Annotated in this window: 21 protein-coding genes, 2 tRNA genes and 1 pseudogene; 12 read left to right on the top strand and 12 right to left on the bottom strand. The window is 48.2% G+C overall.

The genetic code is table 11. The features are described 5' to 3' along the window. Positions 1-80: 80 nt before the first annotated feature. Positions 81-950, bottom strand: a complete 870-nt coding sequence (locus FCL45_RS10450) for a GGDEF domain-containing protein (protein WP_136796374.1) — start codon at positions 948-950, stop codon at positions 81-83. Between the two features lie 614 nt (positions 951-1,564). Here FCL45_RS10450 and FCL45_RS10455 point away from each other — a divergent pair. Beyond that, a complete protein-coding gene (locus tag FCL45_RS10455) occupies positions 1,565-1,981 on the top strand; it encodes a Spy/CpxP family protein refolding chaperone (RefSeq protein WP_136796375.1) in 417 nt (138 codons plus the stop codon). Positions 1,982-2,097: 116 nt separating this feature from the next. On the opposite strand, the gene FCL45_RS10460 is transcribed toward FCL45_RS10455, so the two are convergent. Then, the gene (locus FCL45_RS10460) at positions 2,098-3,264 is read right to left on the bottom strand and encodes an aldo/keto reductase (RefSeq protein ID WP_136796376.1); all 1,167 of its coding nucleotides are present in this window, start codon (positions 3,262-3,264) and stop codon (positions 2,098-2,100) included. Positions 3,265-3,500: 236 nt separating this feature from the next. Between FCL45_RS10460 and gloB the strand changes: the two genes are divergently transcribed. The 5 genes from gloB (at position 3,501) to FCL45_RS10485 (ending at position 8,150) form a co-directional block, all read left to right on the top strand. Next, positions 3,501-4,307, top strand: a complete 807-nt coding sequence (gene gloB / locus FCL45_RS10465; protein WP_176360031.1) for a hydroxyacylglutathione hydrolase — start codon at positions 3,501-3,503, stop codon at positions 4,305-4,307. 221 nt (positions 4,308-4,528) lie between these two features. Further along, positions 4,529-5,500, top strand: a complete 972-nt coding sequence (locus FCL45_RS10470) for an ABC transporter substrate-binding protein (RefSeq protein ID WP_136796378.1) — start codon at positions 4,529-4,531, stop codon at positions 5,498-5,500. A gap of 16 nt (positions 5,501-5,516) precedes the next feature. After that, positions 5,517-6,404 (top strand): ABC transporter permease, encoded by an 888-nt coding sequence (locus FCL45_RS10475; RefSeq protein ID WP_136796379.1) that lies wholly within the window; start codon positions 5,517-5,519, stop codon positions 6,402-6,404. After that, positions 6,401-7,195 carry an ABC transporter ATP-binding protein gene (locus FCL45_RS10480; RefSeq protein WP_136796380.1) on the top strand — a complete coding sequence of 265 codons (795 nt, stop codon included), beginning with the start codon at positions 6,401-6,403 and terminating at the stop codon, positions 7,193-7,195. Before FCL45_RS10475 ends, FCL45_RS10480 begins: the two co-directional genes overlap by 4 nt. Positions 7,196-7,601: 406 nt before the next feature. Then, complete coding sequence (locus tag FCL45_RS10485; protein ID WP_136796381.1) at positions 7,602-8,150, top strand: YehS family protein; 549 nt, start codon at positions 7,602-7,604, stop codon at positions 8,148-8,150. 142 nt (positions 8,151-8,292) lie between these two features. On the opposite strand, the gene FCL45_RS10490 is transcribed toward FCL45_RS10485, so the two are convergent. The 4 genes from FCL45_RS10490 to FCL45_RS10505 all read right to left on the bottom strand — a co-directional run bounded on the left by FCL45_RS10490 (position 8,293) and on the right by FCL45_RS10505 (position 9,787). Then, positions 8,293-8,367, bottom strand: a tRNA-Gly gene (locus tag FCL45_RS10490). A gap of 195 nt (positions 8,368-8,562) precedes the next feature. Beyond that, positions 8,563-8,637: transfer RNA gene (locus FCL45_RS10495), tRNA-Gly, on the bottom strand. A 290-nt stretch (positions 8,638-8,927) separates the two neighbouring features. After that, the gene (locus FCL45_RS10500) at positions 8,928-9,437 is read right to left on the bottom strand and encodes a DUF6653 family protein (protein WP_136796382.1); all 510 of its coding nucleotides are present in this window, start codon (positions 9,435-9,437) and stop codon (positions 8,928-8,930) included. A 62-nt stretch (positions 9,438-9,499) separates the two neighbouring features. Then, positions 9,500-9,787: a DUF1330 domain-containing protein gene (locus FCL45_RS10505; protein ID WP_136796383.1), complete on the bottom strand. Its 288-nt coding sequence runs from the start codon at positions 9,785-9,787 to the stop codon at positions 9,500-9,502. 158 nt (positions 9,788-9,945) lie between these two features. Here FCL45_RS10505 and FCL45_RS10510 point away from each other — a divergent pair, with 158 nt between their 5' ends. Beyond that, positions 9,946-10,392 (top strand): hypothetical protein, encoded by a 447-nt coding sequence (locus tag FCL45_RS10510; protein ID WP_176360032.1) that lies wholly within the window; start codon positions 9,946-9,948, stop codon positions 10,390-10,392. A 132-nt stretch (positions 10,393-10,524) separates the two neighbouring features. Here the strand turns inward: FCL45_RS10510 and FCL45_RS10515 are convergent, their stop codons facing one another. Both FCL45_RS10515 and FCL45_RS10520 read right to left on the bottom strand, forming a co-directional pair. Beyond that, positions 10,525-11,748: an ATP-binding protein gene (locus tag FCL45_RS10515; protein WP_136796385.1), complete on the bottom strand. Its 1,224-nt coding sequence runs from the start codon at positions 11,746-11,748 to the stop codon at positions 10,525-10,527. A gap of 26 nt (positions 11,749-11,774) precedes the next feature. Next, on the bottom strand, positions 11,775-12,143 hold the full coding sequence (locus FCL45_RS10520; protein WP_167495698.1) for a response regulator: 369 nt from the start codon (positions 12,141-12,143) through the stop codon (positions 11,775-11,777). 1,366 nt (positions 12,144-13,509) lie between these two features. Here FCL45_RS10520 and FCL45_RS10525 point away from each other — a divergent pair. Together FCL45_RS10525 and FCL45_RS10530 are read left to right on the top strand one after the other, a co-directional pair. After that, positions 13,510-15,171 (top strand): ABC transporter substrate-binding protein, encoded by a 1,662-nt coding sequence (locus FCL45_RS10525; protein WP_136796387.1) that lies wholly within the window; start codon positions 13,510-13,512, stop codon positions 15,169-15,171. 26 nt (positions 15,172-15,197) lie between these two features. Beyond that, complete coding sequence (locus FCL45_RS10530) at positions 15,198-17,123, top strand: ATP-binding protein (protein WP_228721473.1); 1,926 nt, start codon at positions 15,198-15,200, stop codon at positions 17,121-17,123. A gap of 55 nt (positions 17,124-17,178) precedes the next feature. Here the strand turns inward: FCL45_RS10530 and FCL45_RS10535 are convergent, their stop codons facing one another. Then, positions 17,179-18,576, bottom strand: coding sequence for a sigma-54-dependent transcriptional regulator (locus tag FCL45_RS10535; RefSeq protein ID WP_136796388.1), 1,398 nt, complete (start codon positions 18,574-18,576; stop codon positions 17,179-17,181). Between the two features lie 676 nt (positions 18,577-19,252). Here FCL45_RS10535 and FCL45_RS10540 point away from each other — a divergent pair. Genes FCL45_RS10540 through FCL45_RS10550 form a run of 3 tightly spaced genes read left to right on the top strand, consistent with a single transcriptional unit; the run spans position 19,253 to position 21,388 of the window. Continuing rightward, positions 19,253-19,699, top strand: a complete 447-nt coding sequence (locus tag FCL45_RS10540; RefSeq protein WP_136796389.1) for a YqaA family protein — start codon at positions 19,253-19,255, stop codon at positions 19,697-19,699. A 53-nt stretch (positions 19,700-19,752) separates the two neighbouring features. Then, on the top strand, positions 19,753-20,871 hold the full coding sequence (locus tag FCL45_RS10545) for an NADH:flavin oxidoreductase (RefSeq protein WP_136796390.1): 1,119 nt from the start codon (positions 19,753-19,755) through the stop codon (positions 20,869-20,871). Beyond that, positions 20,861-21,388 carry a hypothetical protein gene (locus FCL45_RS10550; RefSeq protein ID WP_136796391.1) on the top strand — a complete coding sequence of 176 codons (528 nt, stop codon included), beginning with the start codon at positions 20,861-20,863 and terminating at the stop codon, positions 21,386-21,388. Before FCL45_RS10545 ends, FCL45_RS10550 begins: the two co-directional genes overlap by 11 nt. A 1-nt stretch (position 21,389) precedes the next feature. On the opposite strand, the gene FCL45_RS10555 is transcribed toward FCL45_RS10550, so the two are convergent. The 3 genes and pseudogenes from FCL45_RS10555 to FCL45_RS25255 form a co-directional block, all read right to left on the bottom strand. Next, positions 21,390-22,802, bottom strand: coding sequence for an MFS transporter (locus tag FCL45_RS10555; RefSeq protein ID WP_136796392.1), 1,413 nt, complete (start codon positions 22,800-22,802; stop codon positions 21,390-21,392). Then, a complete protein-coding gene (locus tag FCL45_RS10560) occupies positions 22,795-23,247 on the bottom strand; it encodes a MarR family winged helix-turn-helix transcriptional regulator (RefSeq protein ID WP_136796393.1) in 453 nt (150 codons plus the stop codon). The genes FCL45_RS10555 and FCL45_RS10560 overlap by 8 nt, the downstream gene beginning before the upstream one ends. 17 nt (positions 23,248-23,264) lie before the next feature. Beyond that, positions 23,265-23,495, bottom strand: a pseudogene (locus FCL45_RS25255) (L-lactate permease); the annotation flags it as partial. Positions 23,496-23,613: the final 118 nt, after the last annotated feature.

Consider the following 23,613-nt stretch of genomic DNA (forward strand, 5'->3'; position numbering starts at 1 on the left):
TGGGCGAAATAGTAGGGCACTGCCTGATAATCCCCACAAATATGCACAATAGAGTGTAAAAAATTTCGATATTGTGTGTTTTACGCAACAGTTGTCCGGGAATCTTCGGACTCTACGTTTATCTGCAGTGAACTCCAGGCGATGGCGGTATTTCGCCCCACAGCCTTGGCGTGATAGAGCGCTTTGTCTGCTTTTTCCACCAGCTGTTCGACGCTGTCGCCGGGGCTATACTGTGCTACACCGATTGAGGTTGTAACTCGTAAGGGGATTGAGGTATTCAGTCCTTCAAGAAAGCTGTTCCTAATGCGCTCTGCAAAGCCCAGAGCCTTTTTCTCATCAGTATCAGGCAACAGGATGATGAACTCTTCACCTTCCCAGCGGGCCAGGTTGTCGTATGGTCGGCAGTTTTGTACCAGATGCTCCGCCGCTACACTGAGAATTTCGGCTCCAACCTGGTGTCCGAACCTGTCATTGATAGACTTGAAATGATCTAGATCGATAAAGACGAGTGAAAGCGGTGTTCTTTTACGCCTGTTACGGGCGAGTTCTTCTGAGAAATTCTCAAGAAAATAGCGTCTGTTACTAATACCGGTGAGCGGATCGAGGATTGCTTTCCTGTTTAGAATTTCAACCTTTTCCAGTACTTTTCTTGATTTCTCCTGGTATAAGGTGCCGATTATGCCGAACAGCCAGCCTGAGAGGAGTGGCGGGATAAGCTGCAGCCAATATTCCGGTTGCATGGCGAGCAAGGAAGATAGAGTTCCGCTTGGCGCTGCGGAATCAACAACCTGGTGAGTACTGTGAAAGAGAACAAGAGCAAGCGGTATAGGGAGCGCAACTGCTATTCCAAGCGGAATGAAATAGTTTTTTAACGGGTTGTAACTCTGGGCGCACAAGGCTGCGGCAAGAATTTTTTTGGTATACTTGCGCAGGTTGTCTTGCATCGTCATGTTTTTTTGAATGTATTTTCAGATTATCTGCCTGCTATCGCCTGGCATCCTGCTTTAAAATTTGCTTGCCTTCGCAACAAGGTGAAAAGCTGTTTCTTGTGCAAGGAAAAATACCGTTACCTGGTCAGTTAATCAAATTTAAAGAGTAATTACTTAATCTGATAGTTTCTTGGTCTTGCGAAATGTGCATATACCTTTCTTATAACGTATTGTATCTAATAAAGAAATACCATTGCAGAATGGCCTTACGTTGTTTTTGAGTAAATATATCATGTACATATCATTTTAATTCTTTCTGTGTGCGCGGCTTTGTCTGCCGTGGGAGGAAATAGGCTGGAAGTCTGTTTGTATTTCAACCATATGACCGGAAAAAAAGTATTCACCAGCCGGATGCGGGTGGGTAATAATTATACAGCAGCAAGGGGCTGGCAGACTGGCACGGATAGTGTTTTGAATTATAAACAACAATATATTAGTTAGTTAGTCTCTTTATGGTCGATGTGGCACATGACTTGCTTTATATTCTGCAAGAAGTGAAAAGGCAATGTCAAGCCAGTTGATCGCATTATGCATCAACTGAGAGAAAGACAAATTATGTTGCAAGGAGTCAGGTTATGAAAAAGAAAATAATTGCAGCGGTTCTGGTATCCGGGTTGGCAGTTTCTACAGTGGCAATGGCAGGTTGGGGTCGAGGTGGTGGAAATCCGGCTGGTTGTTACTGTGGTCAGCAGGGCGGTTACTATCAGCAGTTAGATCCAGCCACTCAAGAGAAGCTTGATGCTTTCTACAACGATACCGCAGATCTCCGCAAACAGATGGTCATGAAGCAGGCAGAGCATCGTGCGCTGCTTAACAGTGATAACCCCGATCCCGCGGCGGCGAGCAAACTGGCAGGCGAGCTTTTTGATCTGCGCACCAGTATAACAGAAAAAGCCGAGGCTGCCGGAGTTGACCAGTACGTAGGACCACGAGGCCCTAGAGGCGGCGGAATGGGCAGAGGCATGATGGGCGGTGGTGGCAACCGCTTCTAAATTCAGCAGATAAGCATTCTTTCTTCTCCTCCCTTAAAACCCCCAGGTGACCCTCCCTTCACCTGGGGGGTTTTGTTTTCAGCCATGATGTTCATATGGGGAGTTCAGGTAGGTTCTCACCCGTTTTTGAGAAGTGCATGAGCATTATGCAGCTGTTCAAGAAACAACTCGGTTATTGCGGGATATTTTTGCTGGATTTCCTCAAAATTAACAGCTTTGATAAATGAGGCATCATTACCCTGAACCCAGGCACTGCCATTGTTCAGCATCCCATAGCGTGTGCGGGAAAATTCCTCTAAATCCCAGCCGCGGCGCAGGTTGTAGAGCCAATGGATAAAGCGCAGATTGATTGTGCCCGGGCAGTTTTTCCAATGGGGCAGTTCATCCCAGTTCGCTTCAGGGCGTCTATGACCGGTTTTCTCTACCATTCTTTCTTCAAGTTTTCGGATGATATCGAGCACCAGTGGTGTCCGCTCAGTGGTGTCCGCTGCCTTGAGATGTTCGTCGAAATCGCTTGTTCTGCTCGCGCCTACACTGATACTGGTGACCCCTGGCTGGCTGAGGCAATAGCTGTCATTGAACAGAATAGGTGAGATTGGTTCACAGAGCGTTTTTAGCGTCTCAGGCGGGTTGTACAGCATACCACCCTTGTCGGTTGGGCTGATGATGTAGACTCCCAGGTCGCGTTTGGCCGCGCGCTCTATAGCTGGCTGATTAACGTTATAAATATAGTACCAGTGCAGGTTGACGAAATCGAAGCCGCCGTCTTGCTCATGGTTGATAGCCTCCAGGATAACGTCAAGCGGGCCATGGCCGGAAAAGCCAATATGCAGGGCTTTTCCCTGTTGCTGCAGCTTCCTGGCTGCAGCAAGGCAGCCGCCTGGCCGGCAGCTTTGCCAGAGTGACTGGTGGTCGTTTATGCCGTGGATGGCAAGCAACTCGACATGGTTCACCTGGAGTCTCGCTAGGGAGTCGTGGAAGTTGGCCGTAAATTCTTCCGGGTCATCTGTGGGGCCGATCTTGGTCTGCAGAATATATTTGTCACGTTGAAATTTCGGCAAAACCAGACCCAATTGTCTCTCCGACGAGCCATACCCGCGGGCTGTCTCGAAATGGTTTATGCCATGGGAGAGTGCAGTGCGGACAATAGATTCAAGTGTTGTAGTAGAGTCTTCTGGTATCTGGTTGCAATTTGTGTCTGTCCAGCTGTGCATTGAGCGCATGCAGCCAAAACTTATGACCGGCATTTGTAGCTCTGTCTTGCCAAAACGTCTGTAGCGCATTGTCTTTCCTTGCAGTATTTCAGGTGAATAACGGTACTGCCTGTTGTCCCTTGATCCTGTATAGTTGGTAATATCAGCCTCAGTAAATTATGCAGGGTACGTAGCTGAAGGTGTTTTTCCACAGGGGACGAATATTGATTATCAGATTTTCAGGCTATTGATAGCCCATGACTATAACCAAAAATCGTCAAAGGGCAAAAGAAACTGCTCCAGGCTCAAGGGGGACCAGCGTACCAATGACTTCAGACAATGTAATTGAAAGCGATGAAATGAAGGTCAGAACTATCTGCTGTGGTTATGATAATTTCAGTTATCTGGTGATCTGCAAGGCAACGGGTGAGGCGGCGGTAATTGACCCTACAGAGGCCTATCCAGTCTGGCGGGAGGTTGAGGCGAGTGGGGTACGGTTGGTCGCGGCACTCTGCACCCATCATCACAATGATCATATAGCAGGGCTGGAAGATTTGCTGGCTGAGCAACCCGGGCTTGCCGTTTACGGTTTTGAGAATGAGGCATTGCGTATTGCACATTTGACAAGGCAATTAAAAGACGGCGACAGCCTCACCATAGGCAAACTGAGTGGCAGGGCTCTGCATACGCCCGGGCATACTACCGGCAGTATCTGTTATCTGTTCGGTGACAGGCTCTTCACAGGTGACACTCTGTTCGGTGGCGGTTGTGGCCGCCTTTTTGAAGGTACAGCCGAACAGATGTACGTTTCGCTCAATAACGTAATCGGTGCATTGCCTGATGACACGCTGCTCTACTTCGGCCATGAATACACGGAGCAGAATCTGAGGTTCGCAGCCCAGGTTGAGCAATCTAACCGGGAGATAACCAGGCGCCTTGAAGGAGTGCAGCAGGCCAAAATCTCCGGCCGGCATTCGACTCCCTCATCACTTGGGACTGAAAAAGCGACCAATCCTTTTTTGCGTTGCAAAAGTGATGCGATTCGCAAACCGTTTTCGGAGGCTGGTTCAACTGCATCGGGAGCAGAAATTTTTTCCCTGCTCAGAACCATGCGGAATAGCTTTAAAGGCTGATGTATCAGCGCGTGAATACATGTTTTGTTGCGGTAAATTGGGCTTTTGTCAGCGATTGTGAAAAGATTTTGGGTAAATGGAACATTGCCAAAAAGACAATAATGGTATAGATCTTCGGCGTTAAAAACATCATCGTCAATGGCAGAGAAAGTTGTGATTGTCGAGGATGTTTTCCGGATATTTACGGCAGATTTTTATGATTACCTGACGGAGGAGAAGATATGAAGCGGATTATGTTCGCGGCCCTGGCCATGGTTGCCATATGCGGCCTTGCGGCGCAGAGTGTCAGCGCCCAGACCTACACAATTTCAGTTAACCAGTTTGTTGAGCATCCAGCTCTGGACGCGGTATTGAAGGGTTTTCAGGATTACCTGAAAGAAAATAATATTGATGTGGAATACAACGTTCATAATGCTCAGGCCAATATGGGAACTGCAACCCAGATCGCCCAGCAGATGATCGGCGAAAATCCTGATCTCCTTATGGCAATTGCTACCCCTTCTGCCCAGGCTGTTGCTCAGGCGAATGCCAAGGCTCCTGAGAACATGAAACGACCATATCTTTTCACCGCGGTTACCGATCCGGTTGCAGCTGGTCTGGTAAAAGATATTGAGCATCCGGGCGGATTGACCACCGGTGTTTCCGATCTGCTGCCGCTCGATAAGCATATCGAGATGGTTCTCACCTATATGCCGAACCTGAAAAAGCTCGGTATCCTCTACAACGCAGGTGAGGCAAACTCCAAGGCCAATGTGGCAGGCATCAAGGAACTTGGCGAGAAGATGGGTTTTGAGGTGGTTGAAGCAACTGCCGCCAAGACCGCAGATGTCTACCAGGCTGCAAAAAGTCTGATAGGCAAGGTTGACGCGATATTCATCCCGACTGACAATACTATTATCTCGGCACTTGAGTCTGTGTTGAAAATTGGTATTCAGAACAAGCTGCCCATCTTCTGTGCTGACACCGACTCTGTTGAGCGTGGTGCGATTGCGGCCATGGGCTTTGATTACTACAAGCATGGCTACCAGACAGGTGCTGTTGCCCAGCGTATCCTCGGCGGTGAGAAGCCGGCCGACATCCCGGTGGAGTTCCAGAAAGATCTCCAGCTGCACATCAATACGAAAGCTTCCGCACAGATGGGTGTAACCCCACCTGAGGCACTGCTGCAGAAAGCGACCAAGATTTACGAATAGTGAGCGGTACTGAAATATGACAATTTATGCAGCACTTGGTGCCGTAGAGCAGGGACTGGTCTACGGCATCATGGTTATCGGGGTATACCTGACTTTCAGGATTCTCGATTTCCCTGATTTGACTGTTGATGGCAGCCTGCCGCTGGGGGCCTCTATCTCAGCGGTGGCTATCACCAGTGGCCTGAACCCTTACCTGTCTCTGCTTCTGGCAGTGGCAGGCGGTTTTCTGGCCGGTATGATTACCGCAGTCTTGAATACCAAGTTCAAGATTTTGCATCTGCTGGCTTCTATCCTCACCATGATTGCCCTCTACTCGATCAATATCCGCATCATGAGCGGGCCGAATGTGGCCCTGCTTGGTGCCGATACCGTTTTTGATCCGGTAATTGCCATGGGGGTTCCTTCTCAATACGCAGGAATTCTGGTCTTCGGGCTGTTTGCCGTGTTGGTTGTGAGCTTTATCGTCTGGTTCCTCGGCACCGAGCTGGGGCAGGCTGTACTGGCAACGGGCGACAATCCCCAGATGATCACCAGTCTTGGTGTAAACACCCATACCATCATCATCCTCGGTGTCGGCATGTCAAATGCCCTGGTGGCGCTTTCCGGTGCCCTGGTGGCCCAGAATCAGGGTGCGGCTGATGTGGGGATGGGTATTGGTACCATTATCGCCGGCCTGGCCTCGGTTATCATTGGTGAGACGGTATTTGGTTGCAAAACCATCCTGCGTGCGTTTATTGCGGCCCTGCTTGGCTCTGTGCTGTATCGACTGGTGATTGCCATGGCACTCGGCGTCGAGTTTGGTTCATTTAAGTTCAATCCCAGTGATCTCAACCTTATTACCGCTCTGCTGGTAATTTGTGCGTTGATTACCCCCCAAATCAAGAAGAGACTTATCGAGCGGTGATTTCCTTACAAAACATTCAGAAATACTTCCATAAGGGGAGTGTCAACGAGGTATTTGCCCTCAACAACATCAATCTTGAGATTGAAGAGGGTGATTTTATCACGGTGATTGGTTCCAACGGTGCGGGAAAGTCGACGCTTTTAAACTGTATTGCCGGTTCTTTTTTTCCTGACTCAGGCTCCATCACCATTAACAACTCCGACGTGACCGCTTGGCCCGAATATAAGCGGGCAAAGTTTATTTCCCGTGTTTTTCAGGATCCACTGCTCGGTACCTGTCCTTCTGCCACCATTATGCAGAATATGGCGCTGGCAGTTCGCCGTGGCATGAAACGTGGCCTGGCACCGGGAGTGAAAAAGAAAGATAAGGTGATGTTTCGCGAACAACTCGCCCATCTTGGCCTCGGCCTTGAAGAGAGATTGTTGGATACAGTTGGCCTGCTCTCGGGTGGCCAGCGCCAGGCGCTGACCATGCTGATGGCCACCATGATCAGGCCGGACGTGCTGTTGCTCGATGAGCATATTGCCGCCCTCGACCCGAAAACCGCCAATCAGATCCTCAACCTGACCCGGGATATCGTGCGTGAGCAGAACCTCACCACCCTGATGATTACCCACAATATGAAACACGCCATCGGCTTCGGCAACAGGCTGATCATGCTGCATCAGGGCAGAATAATTCTCGACCTTAAAGGCAAGGAGAAGGAGAATCTTACCGTTAAGGATCTGCTTACCAAATTTTACCAGTCGCAGGGGGAGGAGCTGGCTAACGACTCTCTCCTCCTCGGGTAAATCTGCAGCGAGTCGATCAGGCCGCTCTTCTTCGTCGCTTTTGAGACCCACACACTAAAAGTGTAGTGGATCTCAAGTTTCTAGCTGGGAGGCGCTTTTTCAGGGCTGCTTTGCATATCGTGGTACAGCCCCTGTATTGATTTTATCCCCGTTCGGTGCGTATAACTAAAAGAGCACCTGACGGGGATTTTTTTATGCTTTGTGGGTGAAGATGATCTATTTTCATAAAATCGGTGCAAGTGATTATCGTTGCGGCTATAGTGTGCTGCCTGAAATTGGGATGAGAACTTTGAAATAACGCACACAGGCCGGCTTAACCATTTTGGGTTGGAACGGTGAGTGCTGATAAATAAAGAGTATTACGCACCAGGATTGGTGCGGCAGCTTGTGAAGACCGGAGGTAATTGTGGATAATAACGATGTATTACGGCGTGTACGCTATATACTTGATCTTGAAGATGACAAAATGATAGCGACCTTTGCGGCAGCTGATTGCAGGGTGTCGCGGACGCGTCTCAGCAACTGGCTCAAACGGGATGATGATCCTGCCTTCAAGCATATAGATGACAAGCATCTTGCAATTTTCCTCAATGGTCTGATCACCAGGATTCGCGGCAAGCGTGAGGGGGAGCAACCTGCTCCGGAGGACCGCCTCGACAACAATATTATCCTCAGAAAGCTGAAAATTGCCTTTGACTTGCGCGATGATGAAATTCTTGAGATTGTCGCACTGGCTGGTTTTGCCTTGGGTAAATCGGAATTGAGCGCTTTTTTCAGGAGCAGGGGACACAAGAATTACCGGGCCTGCAAGGATCAGATTCTCCGCTATTTCCTGCTCGGACTCCAGGCTAAGTATCGTGATAATGTACTCAAGCGGGTCAAAGAGGCGGAGAAACAGAAACGTCAGGGGGTCAAGTTGCCATCCGGAGTGATGGTGCGACGCAAGAACGGATAATCCCCGGTTTCTGACTGGATACCCAGGGATTTTGAACCGCTGATCGGCTTGGGCCGGTTGGCGGTTTTTTTTTTGAAGTGAGGAGTGATGAGGGCAAGGCAAAAAAAAACGGTCTTCAAAAAATGAAGACCGTTTTTATATATGGAGCGGGAAACGAGATTCGAACTCGCGACGTCAACCTTGGCAAGGTTGCACTCTACCACTGAGTTATTCCCGCAAATGCGCTACTGGAGAAGGACTATTTACCAAAACCCTTGTTTGAAGTCAAGCTTCTATTTTAAGAATTTCGGTACCTGATATACTCAGGTTACGTAGTCATTCTATTGGCCGGTTTGATCCGGCCTTGTGTTTGCAATCAGCATTTTGAGAGAAAAAAGCGACTTCCAAAAATTTGAAAGCCGCTTTTTATATATGGAGCGGGAAACGAGATTCGAACTCGCGACGTCAACCTTGGCAAGGTTGCACTCTACCACTGAGTTATTCCCGCAAATGCTGCGCTGCAGTGAGGCGATTATTTACCAAAAGCGGTGGAGAGGGTCAACACCTTTTTTGCTCTTTTTTAGATTTTTTCAGGGTGATTTTTCGATGTGACGGAAATTGCGTCGAAAAGTCAATTGTCGCATAAATCACCATGCAATAGCGGATGATACCTGACCTTTCTCCCTGTGATATAACCTCGTCCTTCTAATTTTGTTCCCCATCGCCTCTACAGCAGGTTACCTGCAAATTCGAGTTGTTAAAAATCGTATCTTTTCTTTTATTCGGCTGAAATCACGTTCAAGGTTTCAACCACTCCCTGAACTCCGGTTCTGTATCTTTCATATCTTCGTAAATCCAGACCATGCGGTCGACAAACCAGGCCTTGGGGTAGATGGTTACCATGTTGCCGAGGGCTATCAGCAGTAGTTGGTTGGTATACAGTCCGTATATGAGAGCAGGTAACCCCAGCCCGGCGAGCGCTGAAAGGATATAGGCCATCCGGATATGATGGCCGGGGATTGTCAGTTTTTTGCGTCTGAGAAAAATTCTCTCTCCAAATGTACCCTTTGAGGCCCAATTATTGGTTGAGCTTGGCGGTGGAAAGGCTCTGGGGTTGTACCATATCCAGAATAATGAGAGGGAAATTGGAATGAGCGACCAGAGTCCGAGATACTCACGCGACCAAATTGCCAGCGACAGCAGCGGCAGGCAACTGAAGCGGGTGTAGACACTCATCGGGTTCGAATGTCTTGCCCAGGCTTTCTCATCCATTGTCATCAGTTTCTCTGCCGACTTAAACATATTCATTCAGTTCCGGTTGATCTGTCGGGGTGGGGGCGCTGGTTGTCGTATTAAAGGATAGTCAATACTTACCCTTCAAGAATAAAAAGCGTACATTCAGCATTATCTAGACGCATTTGCTTTACCGGTGCATATTCCTCTGAATCAATAAAGGCACGGGCACTTTCCACATCAGGAAATTCGACGATTACAATACGGGTAGGGCTCCAGAGTTCGCTCTGGTGGATCTCCATGGCTCCGCCACGAGCCCGGTAAACACCGCCGAATTTCTCGACGATGGGCCTGGCAAGCTTCTTGTACTCTTCGTAGGCTTCAGGGTTGTTGATTTTGGTGTCAACCACTAAAAATGCGCTCATAGTTCCTCCGTAAGAAGTAAGATAATGCGATTATATGGTACTATTCTCCATCCGATAGCGTTTGAGTTATTGGAGTTTTGTATTACAAGGCAAGATCTTCGTTGACCACTATTACTTTTATTCTGCCTTTTGGATAAGATTTATCTTTTATCGTCAACATGTTGCAGATTCGATCCGGACTTTTGCAGTTATGGCAGCGGCCGATTTTAACACAGGGCGAAGAACAGCCACACATTATTTTGAATGGCCTCATTCCTCACCCCCTCGATGAGGCGTATATCCCTGACCAACTCACTTCAGAGGGCTGCAACGGCCTTCTGGTAGGCATCGCTGTTGTGGTGAGCCAATGCAGCTTCAAAGTTCACCAACTCGACAATTATCGTTCGTTCTTCAATAGCACATTCCAGAAGAGGGGCGGGGGAGTATCAGGTGATCAGGATAGATGGCCGAAAGAATGGAACAGAAAAAACAGAAAAGTAACTCGATTCGATCTGGATAACCTTAACCAGCCAGGTGCTAAAAGAGAAAAGAGATTTATAAAGCCATATGCAATCCAGATCTCTCTAAACGATCTGCTGGTTAAGATGTTTCCTGAGTATATGTAACAAAACCCATCAGAAAAATTTAGGATGCTATTTTCTTCGACAATTCAAGTTAAGTAACCGCTCCTGGAAAAAAGTAGAGGTCTCAGTCAAGTTGATATAGGAAGACATAGTATCGGATATCTTCTACACCACTCAGAGACTCACGCAATTGACAAGAGAATCCTCTATCAGAGGCAGGTATACAGTGAAGCTAGATCCTTTGCCAACCTCGCTTTGAACAGAAATGTTTCCCCCTTGATCCTGGATAATCTGGTTGATCAAAGCCAAGCCCAACCCGGTTCCGCCATTTTTGCGCTTGGTTGTAAAGTACGGATCAAAAATCCGCTCCATATCAGCCTCCTCAATACCATCACCGTTATCACTCACCGTTAGGCAGAAGTAGTCTCCTAATAGCGATTTCACCTGTTCAACGTGTTTTGTCCGTTCAATTCGCGCCCGGGTTAAGCTGATGTGAACGACGCCTTTTCGGCCCCTCATGGCGTCCGCCGCATTCAAGCATAAATTCATCAGTATCTGATAGAGCTTAGTGGGCTCCAGCTGAATCCTTTCATTGTCAATGTTAATTTCCTGACAAAGTTTGATGTTTGGTGGCAGAGCCGCCTGAATAAATTCCAACACCTCCCTCATGAGAGGTGTTAGCATGACAGGCTTATTATTGTTTTCGCCAGTACGACTGAAGGAGAGTATCTGTGCCACAAGGTCTTTTGCTCGACCTGAAGCCTTTAAAGCCTGGCTGAGATTTGCACGTATATTTGGTGTCATATGTTTGTCAACCATCGACATCTGCAGACAACCATTGATAACGAAGAGAACATTATTAAAATCGTGAGCAATACCGCTGGCCAGGTTACCCAAGGCTTCCATTTTATGAGCTTGCTGTAACCTTTCCATCAGGTACTGGTTCTTCTCTTCCAGGCTTCGATTCAACTCAATCAACTGATCGGCTTCGCTGGCTTGCCGGCTGATAACACCGCCGCCATTTCTCAAGGTATAATCGTCAACTGCTGTCTTGATAATCCGCTTCAACTCCATCTCATCCCAGGGTTTAAAGATAAGGTTGTAGATGTGCCCCTTGTTGACAGCATTCAGGATTATGTTCATCTCCTGGTAAGCGGTCATGAGGATGCGGATGGTAGCTGGCCACTGATGTTTTATCTTCTCCAGGAAATCGGTGCCGCACATTTCAGGCATGCGATGATCTGAGACAACTACGGCGAAATCAATTTCATCCATGAGTTTCAATGCTTCCTGTGGTGTTTTGCACGTCAAGCAGCCATAAGGTTCATCAGAAAAAGTCCACTCCAGAGCGTCGAGTATTGATGAGTCGTCGTCAACGAACAGTATATTGCTTTGCATGGTTATCTGTTTCTCTTACTTTCTCATTAGTGCAGTACAACAGCGGCAATATCTTCCACTTCGTCCACATCAAGGGGTTTTTGCAGGTATTTGTAAACACCGTATTCGTAGGCCAGCTCTTGGTATTGTTCCTGCGGTAATGCGGTAACGACGACGATGACAGTCGATAACTTCCTCGCTGCCAGAGTTTTCAACAGTTCCAAACCATTCATCCGCGGCATTTTTAAATCCAGGAACATCAGGCAAGGCTGGTGCCGATCCAGATATTCCAATGCATCGACACCGTTGTTCACCATATGCAGTGGATAGTCATCGCCCAGCATGGCATCGAAAGAATCCAAAATACCTTGGTCATCGTCTACGACAAAGATCGACTCGTTTTGTATTGTTTCCATCTCATACTCCAATTTTATAACTCTGATTGCGTCAAGGTACTCAGGCATGACGGCCCTGAAATCACTTTGTAAACAGCTGCACTGCTACGACTGGAATTTTGCAAATATGGTGCCAACACAATTGACAGCATAATCAGCAAAGCACGGATGGATCTTTAAAGAGACCTGGCTTGAAATGTTATTTCAGTATTCTAGTACCTTATATCTTGTTCGTTGCACTAACTCAGCCGATCAAATTCGTCCAAATCCAGCCTACCTCCAAAAAGAAACCGGTCCATCGGTCCTTATTCACTGCACATATTTATGTGCACAGCACAGCAATGTGTGCATATTGCGTTTATCGACGCTAATTCAGAATCTTAAGCACGCATCTCTTCGATGACTCACACTACTGTGTTCAATCTCCCAAATCTGTCGAAACTTTGGCATTACATAACAATAACACTCATATACAGGCACTTGTCTTGATGTTCGGGGGCGGGAGCAATTGGCATGGACATTGCTTTAATGAGATGCAAAGACGAGAAATTCCATTCTTGAGTTCGAATGGGGAATACCTGATAACAACAGTTGCATCAAGAAAACTCAGAAAGAGGAAATGAAAATGAAAAAAGTAATGATCCAGCTCTTTATCGTTAGTGTTGCAGTTACCAGCTATGCCTTACCTCTTTTAGCATGTGGAGGAGCAGGACCCTGATTTGAGATAGAATTATCTTAGAGATTTTTGTAACCACCGTGATTTTTGCTCGGAGCAGGCTGTGAATCATAATAAGCCTTCGACAACATGGTCCCTTGCCGCCTGGGTCAACATTATTGGCCTGGGCGGGGCAGGGAAGGGTGCAGAATTAGCAGCTGGACCTTGTGCCTGATGTTTTGATGTCGCGTCTTCGTTGTTGGAAAGGAATCTGCAGTGGTTTAGTGACGAGACCCCTTTGTTTAACCAATTAATGGTGTGACAAATGCGGTAGTAACCTTCAAGCTACCTCGCCCAGAATGGGCTCTTCATGAACTTGTCCCCTCTGTCCCATAGATTTGTTGTAGATGCTGTATATCCATCCATATCTTGAAGTCGTAGGCATATTCAAATCTACGCATATCACCCTCCAATTCCAATGGTCCCAGAAAAGAATGATTCTCCAAGGGGCAATGTTAGTGGATAGCTCGAGACTGTTTCTTCGAGTCTGAACCAAGGTGGCAATCCCAATCGACTATGACTGACGAATGAAACAGGGATTGAAGGATTCGTGTTTTTTATGCCAACCGAACCCGGGATACTACTTTTTACCATCAGTCACATAAAGCTATTACATAACTGACTATTATCTGATATCCTACTTCCCTATTTATTATTGAGGGAGGAGGTTAGATGGGTTCGTACCGATTAGTAAGGCTGATGTTGATCTGCATTGGCTTCTCTGTTCTTTTTTTTACCAGTTCATGTGAGCAGCCAATTGAAAAGGCAGGAACTATAAATACTTCCAGCCAAGGCGAAAAAAAGGCCACAAAAGGGGGGGGCTACCATGTCCCATTACCTAATAGTCCAACAACTCTTGACCCCGCTTATGTGCAGGATCAATATGGTACAGCGGTAGTCCAGCAACTTTTTGACGGCTTGGTTCGCTTCGACCCTTATCTCCTGGTACTTCCCGCACTAGCTGAGACCTGGCAGGTGGAAGAAAAAGGTAAGAGCTACAGATTCACACTTCAGAAAAATGCCCATTTCCATAATGGGGATAAAGTGACTGCAGAGGATGTTATCTTCTCTCTTAGCCGTCTCTTACGAGTTACTCCTTCCCCTGCGACGTTACCCCACCTACTCAAAATACGAGGCGCTAAAGCATATCACGACCACCAGACTGAGGTGGTAGCCGGTTTACAGGCAATTGATGATCACACCGTATTAATACAGCTGGAAGAGCCGCATGCACCATTTCTCACAGCTTTAGGCATGTACCAGGCCAAAATTGTACCCAAAACAGAAGTACTGAAATCAGAAGAGGATTTTGGTCGAAATCCGGTGGGTAGCGGACCATTTCGATTTGTGACATGGGAGCCGGACAATCGTATTCAGTTGGAACGCTTTCCAGACTATTTTGCAGGGGAGGCCCTGCTTGATGAAGTGGAGTATAAGATTTACCCTGGGGTGGGGATTAATCAGATTCTAGCTGATTTTCAAAAAGGTGAACTCGACGAAATGCTTGTTTTTGGCAATATACGTAACGAGTTGTCTTCGCTGAAAGATCTCCAGTGGTTTCATCGGCCAGCCCTGAGTTTGCTCTTCTATGGTCTGAATGTTGATCACCCCAATTTGGACAATCCTGAATTGCGCCGGAAACTTTCTGCGGCTATCGATCGTGAGAAATTACAGAATGAGGTCTATGGAGGCCAGTTCGAACCGGCTGAAAGAATCCTGCCACCCGGGATGCCTGGGGTAAGTCGGGAAGATAATCGGGTGGGCTCCGTTGCAAACGGGGCAGTTGGCTTGATGCTCAGTAACACAGCCTTGGAAGAGGGAAATAGTGATGTTCTCTCTGTTGAGATTGTTTCTGCTTCGAAATCCGCCTTTGCTCAGGCTGAGTTGAATTATGTCCGTCAAGTCTGGGCTGAGTTGGGAATCGACTTAACGATAAAATACATTACAGACTGGTCTCGGTTTGAGGCGTATATTAATTCTGATAAGGTGCAGATTTATCGTTATGCCTGGTTTGCCGATATGCCGGATCCAGACAGTTTTTTCTATCCGCTTTTCGCATCCAGTTCTCCTGCAAACTTCATGGGATTCAAGGATGAAAAGGTAAACCGCCTGCTTTTGTCTGCTCGAGGAGAGAGCGACCCCGCTGAACGAACAGTGATGTACCGTGAAATAGAGGAGTTGATAATGGAATCTACGCCTATTATTCCATTAATTTATCTGAGCGTTGACCGGGTTTATACTTCCCATGTTCAGGGCGCTCGACCCAGTGCTTTGGGAGCTCATTACATGCCTCTGCATCGAGTCTGGATAAAGAACGATACGCCAACTCAGTAGTTATATGTTCGGGCAGCTTTAATATCATGCATAACTGGCCACTCCAGCTACGACTGTTCCGCAAACCCCGCTTTATTCCGCTTAGGTATCGAGTTGTTCTGGCCAGTGCCGGCATGCTTATTCTGCTGCTTGGAGTTCTCCTTCTCACACTGGTGTGGTTTCAGAATCGCAATATCCGTCATCAGCTGGAGCAACGCGGAAAAGCTATTGCGCAAAGTCTTGTGGCCACCTCTACCAAGGCACTGCTCAATTACGACTATATAACCCTCGAACAATTCGCCAATCGGGCGGCTCAAGACCCAAATATCCTCTACGTTGTTGTACATGACAAAGAGCACCGTGTAGCTGGTTTTAGTAATCGGCCAGAACTTCAGGGGCAAAAGTTAACCGATGCGATCAGCCTCGATGCAGTTGCTACCACCTTCCCGCTGGTCCAAAGATTTGAGGAGGGGTTCGGCTCACAGCCTGGGCTGGATGTGGCCCTGCCTGTTTTTCTGCCGGATTCGACGAACCGATGGGGAACTATACGGGTCGGGTTATCCCTGACGTCCATGTATCGACAAATACGCCAGACGATCTGGATAATTGCAGGAATCGGCATGGTAGCATTGTTTACAGGAACCATAATATCCGTGCTGGGCGCCCAGCGGGTGACCCGGTCATTGGGTGAACTGGTATGGGCCACCAAGGATGTTGCCGAGGGGAATTTCACTTATAAGGTAGGTGTTAAAACCGGAGATGAAGTTGAAGTGCTGGCAGCCAATTTTGCTGTAATGACCAGGGAAATCCTGGAACACCAGGAAAGGCAGGGGGAGCAGCTTAAAGAGATACAGCGACTCCAGGACTACACTGAAAAATTGATGATTACCATGGCCGATGGTCTGTTGTCGGTGGATATGAAAGGGACTGTTGTAACCATTAATCCTGCGGCCAGGACGCTCCTGGGACTCTCGTCCATCAATGGGGTTGAGGGAAAAAACATTGCAGCCATCCTCGGTGAATCCTGCCGGCTTGTTTCGCTGGTGCAGAAGATCATTCATCAGTCGGCCGCAGTTGCTCACCGGGAGATTGAAATTACAAAAGAGCCAGAAAGTCAAACAATCCTGGTTGGTTCCAGTATTCTCCATGGTGACCAGGGACAACCCCTCGAGATTATTCTGAACCTGCACGACATCACCGAGCTCAAGAAACTTGAAGCCCGTATTCGCCAATCAGAGCGGTTGGCAGGATTAGGCACATTAGCTGCAGGTATGGCCCATGAGATCAGGAATCCGCTATCAGCCATCAAGACATTTGTTCAATTGCTTCCCCGTAAGGTCGACAAACCCGGATTTCTGGAGAAATTCAATCGAACGGTTCCCAGGGAGACAGAGCGGATAAACTTCCTGGTTGATGAACTCCTGGAACTCTCTCGATTGCCCAGGTATGAATTCGCTGCAACCAATATCAACGGATTATTGAGACAGGCAATTGATACAACGGAAGAAGAGTTACAGCGCTGCAATATTGAATACCAGCAGGACCTGCAAGATAACCTGCCCCCTGTACAGGCCGATTCGAACCAACTTATTAAAGCGTTTAACAATTTGATTCGAAATGCGATCCAGGCTATGCCCACCGGAGGTCAATTGACAGTCAGAACATTTATTGCCGAATCAACCGATTCGGGAAAAGGGGCAAGCGGAAACACAGACAGTAAGGTCGTGATCATTTTCCAGGATACTGGCCAGGGGATAGCCTCGAAGGAACTCAAGCAGATTTTCAATCCATTTTTTACCACCAAAGACGCCGGTACCGGCCTTGGACTGGCTATAACACATAAGGTGGTTACCGAACATGGGGGGCTGATCGAAGCGGAAAGTAAAAAGGAACAAGGCACCATGTTCACCATCCAGCTGCCCCTGGATGATACGATCTCTGTTCAGGCAGTATCCAGTCTGGAATTGATATAGGTATTTCCATGCTGCCGGATGATACAGTTTACGCCCGTATACCAGCACCATCTCTTTAGTTGCGGGGCCGGATATTCAGGGTTTTCATCTTTTGGATAAGGGTATTTCTATGGATTTTCAGCAGCCGCGCAGCCTCGGTCTGGTTCCAGTTACATTTTCGCAGCGCCTGCATTATATAACTCAGTTCGAAAGAGTGGCGGGCTTGTAATAACCCGATATTGCTTCCTTCAGGCCCTGGCAAATTATGCACGGTCTCTTCGTGAAAAAGGACGTCATAAGGTAGGTCTCCCTGGTCTATCCTGGTATCATCCGTCCCTAAGACCACCATACGCTCGATCAGATTTTCCAGTTCGCGGATATTTCCCGGCCAGGGATATGTTTCTAAAACCGCCATGGCCTCTGTTGTTATAGCTTTTATATTCTTATTCAATTTTCGGTTGAATTTTGCCAGGAAGTATTGTGCCAAGAGAGACACATCTCCTTCGCGATGACGCAATGGAGGCACATTAATGGGAATCACATTCAGCCGGAAAAAGAGATCTTCGCGGAATGTACCTTCACGGACCATGTCTTCCAGTTTGGTGTTGGTGGCTGCAAGGATTCGCACATCCACCTTTATTACCCTGTGTCCTCCAACACGTGTAAATTCACGCTCCTGTAAGACTCGTAACAACTGGGCCTGAAATTCACTTCTGAGCGAGGAAATCTCATCCAGCAACAAGGTTCCACCATTGGCAAATTCAAACTTGCCAGGGGCACGGTGATGCGCACCTGTGAATGCGCCTTTTTCATGACCGAACAATTCGCTCTCAATCAACTCCGAAGGAATTGAAGCACAATTCAAGGCCACGAAGGGTTTCTGAACTCGCTCGCTGGCGTTATGGATTGCCCTGGCAATCAATTCCTTTCCAGTGCCACTTTCACCTGTAATCAGTACATTACTCGAAGTTCCCGCCACCTTCTTGATAGTCTGGAAAACCTCCTGCATCTGTTTAGACTGACTTATGATTTGCGACTGTTCAGAGCGCTCCGCCATTTCGGAGCGCAGAAAGGATACCTCCTGTTCGAGATATCGCTTCTGCAAGGCACGATCAACCCTGGTGAGAATGGTTTCCGGGTCAAAAGGTTTGGTGAGATAGTCGTAAGCACCTTTTTGAATAGCGGAAGTCGCTTCCAACGCCCGATCGATGGCCGACACAATAATCACATCAAGAGACTTGTCGTGACTCTTAATCTTCTCGAGGGCTTCAATGCCACTCATTTTGGGCATCGACATGTCGAGCAGCACGAGGTCGAATTCCTCTTTTTGGATGACAGCCAGAGCTTTCTGCCCGTCTTCGACACAGACCACTTGATAGTCATCTTCAAGAATAGCTTCAAGAGACTCTCGTGCACCTGCTTCGTCATCGACGACAAGCAGCCTGGCTTTTTTAGGAAAATCTATAGAAGTCATGAAAATATCAAACCAGATAACAGGTAAAGCATAATGTTGAGCTCAGCAGCCCCAGGGCCATATAAAAAAATATAAGTAAATATTACGTAAATATACCTAGTAACTGTTGGTTATGCCAGCCCTTTGCTGCCAGCTATGTGATAACCCATTTTCTGACATGAAGCACTCTTTGGCTCAATCTGCACAAACCTTAGCTGAATTGCAAGTTGAACTTCTTCCTGAAGATCCTGAAAATCCTGAGACACCTCTTCGAGGAAAATGTCAGATAGGGTTGAACCCTGCTATCCAGATCCGTCAGGGATGATCACGATTTCTTGCCTTATAATTGTTTGGTTACGTTGCTGCCGTATCATCCCGGAGTCTGTAATGACTCCTTGTCCGGGCGTTAACAGGTTTGGGACGCGGCCTCTTGCATTGCACTTCTGAAATGAAGGCTATATATTAGCGGCCTTTTCCATGAGTGTGTCGGACGGAGCCATTTCCCCCATCGCTTCTTTATCAGATAAAAAAAATCATGATTTCAGGTGGGCGAGCACAATGTGGCTCTGCTTAAAGAGTGCAATTTCGGCAAGCCGGTGGGGTGTTGTCACCGGCGATACGATATTCTTTGGTCCTTCGTGCCGGGAAATTGTATATCAATATAGAAGTTATCCCCCTATCTACAGGTTTAAATATTATGGAGTTTTTAGCTCAATACGGTTATCTCGGTTTGTTTTCCTCTGCGTTTCTTGCTGCGACTCTTTTACCGTTAAGTTCAGAGGTTGTACTCTCAGTGCTGCTGTACAACGAACTGAGTCCGATGTTGCTGGTAATAGTCGCTACCCTGGGCAATGTCCTGGGTTCTGTGGTGAATTACGGCATGGGGCTGGGTGGTGGGAAACTCTATAAAAAGAAATTTTCCACCGCCTCGGAAAAGGAGGTAAATGCTGCACTTTCAAGGTTTGAGAAATACGGGACCTACTCGCTGCTCTTTGCCTGGGTGCCGGGAATAGGTGACCCGTTGACCGTCGCAGCAGGTGTTTTACGGGTGAATTTCATACTGTTTTTGCTGCTGGTCACCGCGGGTAAACTTGGGCGTTATATTGTTCTGTCGTATTTAGTACTGAAAAATATGCCATCATAATTCGGGTGTTATGATAAAATAACTCCTGAATTCAACACATAGGGATCTAAGCCATGAAAACACTCTTTGACAAAACGACTATTGGCACGATGACCTTGAAAAACAGGCTCTGGCGATCGGCTACCTGGGAGAATATGGCAGACGAGAAAGGGCATCTCACTGATCGGTTGCGTACTGTTTATCGAGGTCTTGCCCAGGGCGGTATTGGTACTATCATCACCGGTTACGCCTTTGTGCTGGAGGATGAACAACCAAATCCGGGCATGATGGGTATTTATGATGACAGCTTTATTTCTGAATATAAGGAATTAACAACAGAAGTTCAGGCCGAAGGGGCGAATATCGTCATGCAGATCGTCTATGGTGGTTCGAGCACCGGTTTCAACATTGGTGAGCGGGATATCATGGGGCCTTCTGCTGTGGCCAATCCATCGCGGGGCGTCGTACCCAGAGAGATGACCCGCGATGATATCGTCAGGGTGGTTGAAGCATTTGCCCAGGCAGCGCGCAGGTGCAAAGCGGCAGGTTTTGACGGAGTGCAGATTCACGGAGCCCACGGCTATCTGCTCAGTCAGTTTCTCTCACCCTATTTTAACCGCAGAAAGGACGAATACGGCGGTGAGATCCATAACAGGGCCAGGATAATATACGAAACCCTTGAGGCGGTTCGAGCTACTGTGGGGCTTGATTATCCGGTATTTATCAAGATGCACTGTACAGATCACTGGGACAGTAACGGTTTGAGTGTCGAGGACAGCCTGCAGGTGGCGCTTGAGCTACAGCGACGTGGAATCACCGGAATCGAGTTCAGCGGCGGCAACCCGGATGCTGATAACTATCCCGGTAAAGCACCGATCCGTAATAAGATTATCGCTGAAGAAAAACAGTCCTACTTTGCCATAGAGACGGCTCAGATTGCCGAAAAGCTGGTTGTCCCAGTGATTTCTGTCGGCGGGCATCGCAGCCCTACGAAGATGAAAGAGTTGTTGAACACCACCTCAATCAACTATTTTGCCATGTCCAGAACTTTGCTGAGTGAACCGGACCTGCCAAATCGCTGGCAGCGGGGGGATTTTAGCCGGCCACGGTGTGTTTCCTGCGGCAAGTGCTGGGATGCGGCTGGCAACATCTGTATTCTCGATAGGAAAAAAAACGACTCCGATGATGATTAAAGCGATGCGGGTAATGGTGCTGCTGGTGCTGTTGCTCTGTTCCGGTTGTATTGGTCAGCGGGAGCAGCAACTGGAGGGGGAATTTCTGTTCGAGAATACGGGGCTGGTGCTGCAGCTCCCCGAAAATTGGCAGGCTGTGGTTATTCCAGGCTCCGAATGGCCGCTGCTGGCTACAGAGATCGATTATGGTATACGTCCCAATATCCGCTTGCTTCGATACTCCAGCGATCCCTCCCTGACCAGTGACGTTGAGTCTTTTTTGGCTCAGGAGCAGAAGGCAGATTCCTCCTACCGAGTAGTGACAGAGGAAAATTTCCCGGTAGAAGGCTTTCTCTCGGGGCTGAAGGTTACGGCAAAAAGAAAGAATTCGGATAACATCCCGATAATACATTTCAGCTATATTCTGCGGGGGGAGCAGGGAAGTTATATCCTCTATGCGACCTGTGCCGAACCGGGCCTGGTTGGGCTCGAACCGTTGTTTGACGGTATTATCCGTTCGGCACAGATCAAAATGTAGCCTAGTGCTTTTCAGGACCGATAAGGTTTACCCGAAAAAGTGATAGCCCGATTCCCACCACACTCATAACTGCGAAGGTGGTCATGCAGACGTGCATGGACTTGAGGTATACGAGATAGTTGTCGCCGGTGATGGGCGCATCTCCCATGAAAAGTGCAATAACAGAGGTATTGATGACGGTGCCGGCCAATATACCTCCGGTGCGCATGGTGCCGGAGATGCTTGCTGCGGTTCCATAATGACGTGGTCCGACGCAACCCATCACCACTTTCAGGTTGGGTGAGGCAAAAATGCCGAAACCAACCCCCAACAGGCTCATGATGACCACGATAGTGGCAAAGTGTGTGGTCTCGTTCATGAGCAGTGTGCCAAAGAGTCCGACAGCGCAGATCGTCATACCAATAGTAGCGACTTTTCGGGGAGAGTAGATATCTGCCCAACGGCCGGCAATGGGAGAAAAGATAGCCAGCAGGCAGGGTGTTATCATGATGACCAACCCTGCCTGCTGGGCGCTGAGACCTTTTACATATTGCAGGTAAAGAATAATCAAAAACATCACCCCGAACGAAGCCCCGTAATTGATCAGGGTAGCGATATTGGTGAGTGTGAAGGTCTTGTTTTCCACCAGTAGCCGGACATCGAAGAGCGCATTGGTTTTGTTCGCCTCCCATTTCAGGAAGAGGCCGAGCCCGACAAGGCCGGCAATGGCTATCAGCCACGCAAAACTGATATCATTCATCTGGGTGGCACCGAAGATAACCAGGGACAATGAGGCGATATAGACCATACTGCCGCTCCAGCCAAATTTTTCTCCCCTGGCGTCTGCCCATTCCCCTTTGAATCGTACCAGCGTTAAAATCAGCACGATCATCTGCAGCGGCACCATAAGAAAGAACAACCATCGCCAACCGAGCTGAGTGGTTATGGTGCCGGCCATGGATGGCCCGGCCGCCAGGCCAAAATAGGCAAAGCCAGCGACAATTCCCAATGCCCGACCCCGGCGCTCGGGCGGAAAGACGGCGGTGAGAATGGCGAGGCTGGTGGCGTTGATCATTGCGGCTGACACGCCCTGCAAAAAACGGAAGAAAATAAATATTTCGGTATTTGGCACAAATCCTATGGCCAGAGTCGAGATGATGGCCATGACGATGCCAAGATTGAAGATCAGCTTTCTGCCGTGGATATCGGCAAACCGTCCCAGGGGGATCATCAGCACCGCCAGGGCGAAGATATAGCTCAGCTGGATCAGGCTGAGCTGGGTGGCGCTTGCCCCGAACTCCTTGCCGATTGCCGGTAAGGCGATGCCGACAGATGAGGCCATCATCGGTGTTATGAACTGCACGCATGAGACGACAAAAAGCACCAGGGAGGCTGATACAGCATCGGCTGCCGGTTTGCTCGCTGTATTATTCATGGAGAGCCTCCTTGGCGTTGGCGATCATGCGGTCCATCTGAGCCAGGATGGTGGTGCATTCCTCTTCGGAAAAACCTTTCATAAAAATTTTGAGCGATTTTTCAAATGAGAGCAGCAGTGTATTGGTAATTTCCGTTGCTTTAGGAGTGGCGCTGACGAGATTTTGCCGTCGGTTTTCAGGATTGGCTCTGCGAGTCAGGTAACCGTGCTGCTCGAGTTGGTTAATGGTTCTGGCCGTGGGGCCCTTGTCTATGGCAAGAGCCTTGGCAAGGTACTCCTGCGTTACGGGTTCGTTCTCAAAGGTCAGCTTGGCGAGAAAGGGAAACCAGCTCGGCTGGATGCCTGCGGCCAGGATATCTGCCCTGCACATGCTCATCTGCAGCCTGTGCAGCATGGCAAACCTGTGTCCAAAAAGGGTTATTGGCGGGAATGGATGTTGGTTCATATTTGTAGCCTGTAAAATTATAGTTGCCAAAGCAACAGTTGTTGCGGCAACAATAGTGTGTGGGTATCGAAAGTCAAGGACAGAATATCTGGCCGGTGCAGAATTACAGTGGGAATAATCTGACCTTCCTTACCGACGAGGTTGACCACAGAAGCGGCAGCCACCACGTTGACCACACAGATCATATTGCCGGCGTTTAAACTGATAATTTGCAAGGCGAGAATTAGCTGGTAGTCAGGCTGGAGGTGCTGGGCTGTTACTAGCTACAGGTTGGCAAACATCCTGTTGGAAAAGTCGCGCTGCCGGCAATAAAGGAACCCAGCGCACCGACGAAAGGGGCAAATTATGGGCCAGGAGTAGGCAAAA

This window comes from Desulfosediminicola ganghwensis (assembly GCF_005116675.2).
GTDB lineage: Bacteria > Desulfobacterota > Desulfobulbia > Desulfobulbales > Desulfocapsaceae > Desulfopila > Desulfopila ganghwensis.

Excerpts from the sequence above, each read along its gene's own strand:
- FCL45_RS10550 (WP_136796391.1), top strand. The coding sequence starts at position 20,861 with ATGATGATTAAAGCGATGCGGGTAATGGTGCTGCTGGTGCTGTTGCTC.
- FCL45_RS10545 (WP_136796390.1), top strand. The coding sequence starts at position 19,753 with ATGAAAACACTCTTTGACAAAACGACTATTGGCACGATGACCTTGAAA.
- FCL45_RS10460 (WP_136796376.1), bottom strand. The coding sequence starts at position 3,264 with ATGCGCTACAGACGTTTTGGCAAGACAGAGCTACAAATGCCGGTCATA.
- FCL45_RS10530 (WP_228721473.1), top strand. The coding sequence starts at position 15,198 with ATGCATAACTGGCCACTCCAGCTACGACTGTTCCGCAAACCCCGCTTT.
- FCL45_RS10455 (WP_136796375.1), top strand. The coding sequence starts at position 1,565 with ATGAAAAAGAAAATAATTGCAGCGGTTCTGGTATCCGGGTTGGCAGTT.
- FCL45_RS10540 (WP_136796389.1), top strand. The coding sequence starts at position 19,253 with ATGGAGTTTTTAGCTCAATACGGTTATCTCGGTTTGTTTTCCTCTGCG.
- FCL45_RS10515 (WP_136796385.1), bottom strand. The coding sequence starts at position 11,748 with ATGCAAAGCAATATACTGTTCGTTGACGACGACTCATCAATACTCGAC.
- gloB (WP_176360031.1), top strand. The coding sequence starts at position 3,501 with ATGACTTCAGACAATGTAATTGAAAGCGATGAAATGAAGGTCAGAACT.
- FCL45_RS10450 (WP_136796374.1), bottom strand. The coding sequence starts at position 950 with ATGACGATGCAAGACAACCTGCGCAAGTATACCAAAAAAATTCTTGCC.
- FCL45_RS10475 (WP_136796379.1), top strand. The coding sequence starts at position 5,517 with ATGACAATTTATGCAGCACTTGGTGCCGTAGAGCAGGGACTGGTCTAC.
- FCL45_RS10555 (WP_136796392.1), bottom strand. The coding sequence starts at position 22,802 with ATGAATAATACAGCGAGCAAACCGGCAGCCGATGCTGTATCAGCCTCC.
- FCL45_RS10535 (WP_136796388.1), bottom strand. The coding sequence starts at position 18,576 with ATGACTTCTATAGATTTTCCTAAAAAAGCCAGGCTGCTTGTCGTCGAT.
- FCL45_RS10510 (WP_176360032.1), top strand. The coding sequence starts at position 9,946 with ATGTTGCAGATTCGATCCGGACTTTTGCAGTTATGGCAGCGGCCGATT.
- FCL45_RS10470 (WP_136796378.1), top strand. The coding sequence starts at position 4,529 with ATGAAGCGGATTATGTTCGCGGCCCTGGCCATGGTTGCCATATGCGGC.
- FCL45_RS10500 (WP_136796382.1), bottom strand. The coding sequence starts at position 9,437 with ATGAATATGTTTAAGTCGGCAGAGAAACTGATGACAATGGATGAGAAA.
- FCL45_RS10505 (WP_136796383.1), bottom strand. The coding sequence starts at position 9,787 with ATGAGCGCATTTTTAGTGGTTGACACCAAAATCAACAACCCTGAAGCC.
- FCL45_RS10560 (WP_136796393.1), bottom strand. The coding sequence starts at position 23,247 with ATGAACCAACATCCATTCCCGCCAATAACCCTTTTTGGACACAGGTTT.
- FCL45_RS10520 (WP_167495698.1), bottom strand. The coding sequence starts at position 12,143 with ATGGAAACAATACAAAACGAGTCGATCTTTGTCGTAGACGATGACCAA.
- FCL45_RS10525 (WP_136796387.1), top strand. The coding sequence starts at position 13,510 with ATGGGTTCGTACCGATTAGTAAGGCTGATGTTGATCTGCATTGGCTTC.